This is a genomic window from Escherichia sp. Lx600-2 (assembly GCF_036662595.1).
Lineage (GTDB): Bacteria > Pseudomonadota > Gammaproteobacteria > Enterobacterales > Enterobacteriaceae > Escherichia > Escherichia coli.
The window spans coordinates 25,290-31,289 of the sequence record NZ_JAYQWM010000048.1 but is presented as its reverse complement, the minus strand read 5'-3'; the positions used below and the strand labels follow the sequence as shown (position 1 = coordinate 31,289).

The following is a 6,000-nucleotide window of genomic DNA, read 5'->3' as shown; positions in this document are numbered from 1 at the left end:
CGGTGGAGCTGCATGACAAAGTCATCGGGCATTATCTGAACATAAAACACTATCAATAAGTTGGAGTCATTACCGGATTGAGCATCTCCCTGGAAGCCGGGCAGAGGTTCAACCTGACCCCTACTGGTTATGGGTTCTATATAGAGCCGCAAACCCAGCTCACATACAGCCACCAGAATGAGATGGCTATGAAGGCGAGTAATGGCCTCAATATACATCTGAATCACTACGAATCGCTGCTGGGGCGTGCCAGTATGATACTGGGATATGACATCACCGCAGGCAACAGCCAGCTGAATATCTATGTGAAGACTGGCGCTATCCGCGAGTTTTCAGGGGATACAGAATATCAGTTGAATAACTCCCGGGAGAAGTACAGTTTCAAAGGTAATGGCTGGAATAACGGCGTGGGAGTCAGTGCACAGTATAACAAACAGCACACATTCTACCTCGAAGCGGATTACACGCAGGGTAACCTCTTTGATCAGAAGCAAGTCAACGGAGGATATCACTTCAGCTTTTAAGTACGGGGTAGACAAGCCCTTAAACGATGCTGAAAAATGTTAGCGTGCGCCGGAATGAAATATAGATCACTCTGATGTATCAGAAATCGTCTCTGTCTTTCATACCCGGCGCTTAAACTGCCCTGCATCAATGCCATGTTGCTTCATTTTCCGCCACAGCGTAGTGCGGCCGATTCCAAGTAAAGCCGACATTTCCTGAATGCGACCGCCTGTGACCTGGGCTGCGTTAATAATTGCCTCTTTTTCAACTTCCGCAAATGACAGACTGGTGGAAAGGCGTGTGGCGCTGACATCATCTGTCGCCTGCTCGGTAAACAGATGTTCCGGCAAATCACTGACGCGAATGCGCCCATTATCACTACTCAGAGCAAGATTCTCGATGACGCTGTAAAGTTCAAAATCGTTGCCAGGCCATGCACAGGAAACCAGGCGAGCGAGGGCATCGTCATCAATTTTCAGCCGCGTAGAGAAGCGTTTTTCAAGACTGCGTAATTTGTTATTCACCAGCGCCGGAATGCTGCCACGCCGCATACGCAGAGGCGGGATGGTAATTTCAAATGCATGCAGCGCGTAATACAGCTGGCGACTAAAACGATTTTGTTCCACCAGCATTGCGAGGTCCGCGGTCGTTGTAGCAATCACTTTGACATCAATTGGTATTAAACGCCGCGCATCCAGTCGCGTGATAACACCCTGCTTGATAACCTGAAGCAAAGCAGACTGTAACTCCACCGCCAGATATTCAATCTTTTCAAGAAACAGCGTGCCGCCGTGCGCCAGTTCCAGCCGACTCAGACGGCCATTTTCATTGTCCGTGCGATCGCCACCAATAAATTCTTCCGCCAGTGCCGCATCACCATATAACTCACAATTGACGGCGATATAAGGACCTGCAGCACGCTCGCTTTCATTATGAATTGCCTGACTTAGCAGTGCCTTGCCCACGCCCTCTTCTCCACAAAGCAGGACAGGAAAGCTACTGCGCGCCGCCTGGCGACCAAAATGAATCAAGCGGCGGGTTTGCGGATCGTCCTGTGGCATATGAGCGAAGGTATGGCTGACTTTTCCTAATTGACTGGTCATTAACTGCCGCATCTGTTCCACAGGATGGAGCAACAAAATAAAGCTGGTTCCCTGCGTTTCTATTATCGGTTTAAGGGTTATCACCGCATCAATAAACTGGTGCTGGCTTTCAAAGGTGGCTTCTACGTGTTTGAGCGGATGTGCCTGTTTTATTGCTTGTTGCAATACGGCGGGTAACGTTAAGAGTTCAGTGATTGCCCGTCCCTGACTTGCCGTCGCGTCAAGGCGCAAGACCCGCGCCGCCTGGGCATTAATAAATTGCAAATTACCCTGCTCGTCCCAGCTAATCACGCCATCATCCATACTTTCTAACAGGGCATTAAGTTGATTTAAATGACGGTTAGTTTCAGCGAGCAAACTGTCCGTCAGCAGTAAATTACCGACCTCGCGGGCGATTGCCAACGTCAACGGCAAATCAGCTGCGGTAGTTTGCTCAACCGGACACGCCAGCGCTATTGTTCCCGTCAATCGGCCCTTGCTGTCAAACAACGGCGTTGCACAAAAGGCCCAGTTCCAGAGTGCCTGTTTGAAATGTTGATCGGCCATCGTTTTCACTGCCTGACCAGAGATAGCCGCTAACGATAGCGCACAAGTACCAATAATTCCCTCGGCGCAATACGTGCCGTCATTGAATCCCAGTGCACTTAGCTGCTGCAAGGTTTGCGGATCGCCATTACGGCTGAGAATGCAGGCGGTTTCATCGAGGATAAACAGCGCACACTCTCGCGGTGCCATATATTCCCAGGCATCTTCCAGCGCAGCCTGCCCGAGCGTCAGCATCGCTTTCTTACGCCGATAAATAGAAGCAAATGTCACGCCCTGGGCCTGATGTGGTACGTTCCATGTCTCCCGTTTCATCAGCTTATTGCATCGCTCCCAGGAGGTTGCAATTAAGGGAGATATGCCCCGACCATCGTTGTTAAAAGCGCCACTCATATCCCGCATCCCTTATGACAAAAGGTGTTCCGGCTCGCAATTTTAAGTATTAATACACGTAAAAGTTTCAATATGGAACATTCATTAAAGCATATGTTTCACTATGAAACATAATTTGGGCTAATTTTCTTTTCCCTTGCCTGATGCACAATGGATTCATCGGCAGTCAGTGGTCGCCGTGTCGTTGAACATCATCCATGCCCTACCGTAATTGCTGGAGCAAAATAATGAAAAAATTGATCAATGATGTGCAAGACGTACTGGACGAACAACTGGCAGGACTGGCGAAAGCGCATCCATCGCTGACACTGCATCAGGATCCGGTGTATGTCACCCGAGCTGATGCCCCTGTTGCAGGAAAAGTCGCCCTGCTGTCGGGTGGCGGCAGCGGACACGAGCCGATGCACTGTGGTTATATCGGTCAGGGGATGCTTTCGGGGGCCTGTCCGGGCGAAATTTTCACCTCACCGACGCCCGATAAAATCTTTGAATGCGCCATGCAAGTTGATGGCGGCGAAGGTGTACTGTTGATTATCAAAAATTACACCGGCGATATTCTTAACTTCGAAACAGCAACCGAGTTACTGCACGATAGCGGCGTAAAAGTGACCACTGTGGTCATTGATGACGACGTTGCAGTAAAAGACAGTCTTTATACCGCCGGGCGGCGCGGCGTTGCCAACACCGTATTAATTGAAAAACTCGTAGGCGCAGCGGCGGAGCGTGGCGACTCACTGGACGCCTGTGCGGAACTGGGGCGTAAGTTGAATAATCAAGGCCACTCAATAGGTATCGCTCTCGGTGCCTGTACCGTTCCTGCCGCGGGCAAACCTTCTTTTACCCTGGCGGACAATGAGATGGAGTTTGGCGTCGGCATTCATGGTGAGCCGGGTATTGACCGCCGCCCCTTCTCTTCCCTTGATCAAACCGTCGATGAAATGTTCGACACCCTGCTGGAAAATGGCTCATACCATCGCACTTTGCGTTTCTGGGATTATCAACAAGGCAGCTGGCAGGAAGAACCACAAACCAAACAACCGCTCCAGTCTGGCGACAGGGTGATTGCGCTGGTTAACAATCTTGGCGCAACTCCACTTTCTGAGCTGTACGGCGTCTATAACCGCCTGACCACACGTTGCCAGCAAGCGGGATTGACTATCGAACGTAATTTAATTGGCGCGTACTGCACCTCACTGGATATGACCGGTTTCTCAATCACCTTACTGAAAGTTGATGACGAAACGCTGGCACTCTGGGACGCCCCGGTCCACACCCCGGCCCTTAACTGGGGTAAATAAGGAGAAAGCAATGTCACTGAGCAGAACTCAAATTGTTAACTGGCTCAATCGTTGTGGCGATATTTTCAACACTGAGAGCGAGTATCTTACCGGACTGGATCGCGAGATTGGCGACGCTGACCACGGGCTAAATATGAACCGAGGCTTTAGCAAAGTGGTGGAAAAACTCCCTGCTATTGCAGATAAAGATATCGGTTTCATTCTCAAGAATACCGGTATGACGCTGCTTTCCAGCGTCGGTGGTGCCAGTGGTCCGCTGTTCGGTACCTTCTTTATCCGCGCCGCACAGGCGACCCAGGCACGGCAAAGCCTGACGCTGGAAGAGCTTTATCAGATGTTCCGCGATGGCGCGGACGGCGTAATCAGTCGCGGGAAAGCCGAACCTGGCGATAAAACCATGTGTGATGTGTGGGTGCCGGTGGTGGAATCGTTACGTCAGTCCAGCGAGCAAAATCTCTCTGTTCCGGCGGCGCTCGAAGCTGCCAGTAGCATCGCCGAATCCGCTGCACAAAGTACGATTACGATGCAAGCCCGCAAAGGCCGCGCCAGTTATCTCGGTGAACGCAGTATTGGTCACCAGGATCCCGGCGCAACCTCGGTGATGTTTATGATGCAAATGTTGGCGTTAGCCGCAAAAGAGTAAGGAATTGGTGATGGTAAACCTGGTCATAGTTTCACATAGCAGCCGACTGGGAGAAGGTGTCGGTGAATTAGCCCGTCAGATGTTAATGAGTGATAGTTGTAAAATCGCCATTGCCGCGGGAATTGACGATCCACAAAATCCCATTGGTACCGATGCCGTCAAAGTGATGGAGGCCATCGAATCTGTTGCTGATGCCGACCATGTGCTGGTCATGATGGATATGGGTAGCGCATTATTGAGTGCTGAAACTGCGCTGGAATTGCTGGCTCCCGAGATCGCCGCAAAAGTACGTTTGTGTGCTGCGCCGTTGGTCGAAGGTACACTGGCAGCAACGGTCAGCGCGGCCTCGGGGGCGGATATCGACAAAGTTATCTTTGACGCCATGCATGCGCTGGAAGCCAAACGTGAACAACTGGGTTTACCGTCCTCCGACACTGAAATCTCTGACTCATGTCCTGCGTACGATGAAGAAGCCCGTTCTCTGGCGGTGGTCATAAAGAACCGTAACGGCCTGCATGTACGTCCAGCCTCCCGGCTGGTTTATACCTTATCGACATTTAATGCCGATATGTTGCTGGAGAAAAACGGCAAATGCGTCACACCGGAGAGTATTAACCAGATTGCGTTACTACAAGTTCGCTATAACGATACGCTGCGCCTGATTGCGAAAGGGCCAGAAGCTGAAGAGGCACTGATCGCTTTCCGTCAGCTGGCTGAAGATAACTTTGGTGAAACGGAGGAAGTTGCTCCACCTACTCTGCGTCCCGTTCCGCCTGTTTCGGGTAAAGCCTTTTATTATCAACCGGTTTTATGTACGGTACAGGCCAAATCAACCCTGACCGTGGAAGAAGAACAAGAACGATTACGCCAGGCCATTGACTTCACGTTATTAGATCTGATGACGTTAACAGCGAAAGCAGAAGCCAGCGGGCTTGACGATATTGCCGCAATCTTTTCTGGTCACCATACACTGTTAGATGATCCGGAACTGCTGGCGGCGGCAAGCGAACTCCTTCAGCACGAACATTGCACGGCAGAATATGCCTGGCAGCAAGTTCTTAAAGAACTTAGCCAGCAATACCAGCAACTGGATGATGAATATCTACAAGCTCGCTATATTGATGTGGACGATCTTCTGCATCGCACCCTGGTCCACCTGACCCAAACGAAAGAAGAACTCCCGCAGTTTAACTCGCCAACTATTCTACTGGCGGAGAACATTTATCCCTCCGCAGTACTGCAACTGGATCCGGCGGTTGTAAAAGGTATCTGCCTTAGCGCCGGAAGTCCGGTATCCCACAGCGCCCTGATCGCCCGTGAACTGGGGATTGGCTGGATTTGCCAGCAGGGTGAGAAACTGTATGCGATACAACCAGAAGAAAAGCTAACGCTGGACGTTAAAACGCAACGTTTCAACCGTCAGGGTTAAGTCACCGTTCGGATGGCATCGTTCTGATGTCATCCGGCAATTTACTCAGCACTAATGTTTTTTAACTACCTGTTATATTTTTCACCA

General features: G+C 50.7%; 5 protein-coding genes and 1 pseudogene. 5 read left to right on the top strand and 1 reads right to left on the bottom strand.

Features of this window, described 5'->3' with window-relative positions; all coding sequences use genetic code 11:
- Positions 1–2 precede the first annotated feature (2 nt).
- Positions 3–59, top strand: a complete 57-nt coding sequence (locus OQV04_RS25125; RefSeq protein ID WP_003032489.1) for an IS1 family transposase — start codon at positions 3–5, stop codon at positions 57–59.
- A gap of 3 nt (positions 60–62) precedes the next feature.
- A pseudogene (locus OQV04_RS16450) lies at positions 63–524 on the top strand (autotransporter outer membrane beta-barrel domain-containing protein); the annotation flags it as partial.
- Positions 525–623: 99 nt separating this feature from the next.
- Here the strand turns inward: OQV04_RS16450 and dhaR are convergent.
- Complete coding sequence (gene dhaR / locus OQV04_RS16445; protein WP_001295618.1) at positions 624–2,543, bottom strand: dihydroxyacetone kinase operon transcriptional regulator DhaR; 1,920 nt, start codon at positions 2,541–2,543, stop codon at positions 624–626.
- 227 nt (positions 2,544–2,770) lie between these two features.
- Here dhaR and dhaK point away from each other — a divergent pair, with 227 nt between their 5' ends.
- Genes dhaK through dhaM form a run of 3 tightly spaced genes read left to right on the top strand, consistent with a single transcriptional unit; the run spans position 2,771 to position 5,913 of the window.
- The gene (gene dhaK, locus OQV04_RS16440; protein WP_000733714.1) at positions 2,771–3,841 is read left to right on the top strand and encodes a dihydroxyacetone kinase subunit DhaK; all 1,071 of its coding nucleotides are present in this window, start codon (positions 2,771–2,773) and stop codon (positions 3,839–3,841) included.
- A gap of 10 nt (positions 3,842–3,851) precedes the next feature.
- Positions 3,852–4,484 (top strand): dihydroxyacetone kinase subunit DhaL, encoded by a 633-nt coding sequence (gene dhaL, locus OQV04_RS16435; RefSeq protein ID WP_032280767.1) that lies wholly within the window; start codon positions 3,852–3,854, stop codon positions 4,482–4,484.
- Between the two features lie 10 nt (positions 4,485–4,494).
- Positions 4,495–5,913 (top strand): dihydroxyacetone kinase phosphoryl donor subunit DhaM, encoded by a 1,419-nt coding sequence (dhaM, locus tag OQV04_RS16430; RefSeq protein ID WP_001536888.1) that lies wholly within the window; start codon positions 4,495–4,497, stop codon positions 5,911–5,913.
- Positions 5,914–6,000: the final 87 nt, after the last annotated feature.

What these genes read in the sequence shown, in the direction of transcription:
- dhaR (WP_001295618.1), bottom strand. Translation starts at nt 2,543, where the DNA reads ATGAGTGGCGCTTTTAACAACGATGGTCGGGGCATATCTCCCTTAATT.
- dhaK (WP_000733714.1), top strand. Translation starts at nt 2,771, where the DNA reads ATGAAAAAATTGATCAATGATGTGCAAGACGTACTGGACGAACAACTG.
- dhaL (WP_032280767.1), top strand. Translation starts at nt 3,852, where the DNA reads ATGTCACTGAGCAGAACTCAAATTGTTAACTGGCTCAATCGTTGTGGC.
- dhaM (WP_001536888.1), top strand. Translation starts at nt 4,495, where the DNA reads ATGGTAAACCTGGTCATAGTTTCACATAGCAGCCGACTGGGAGAAGGT.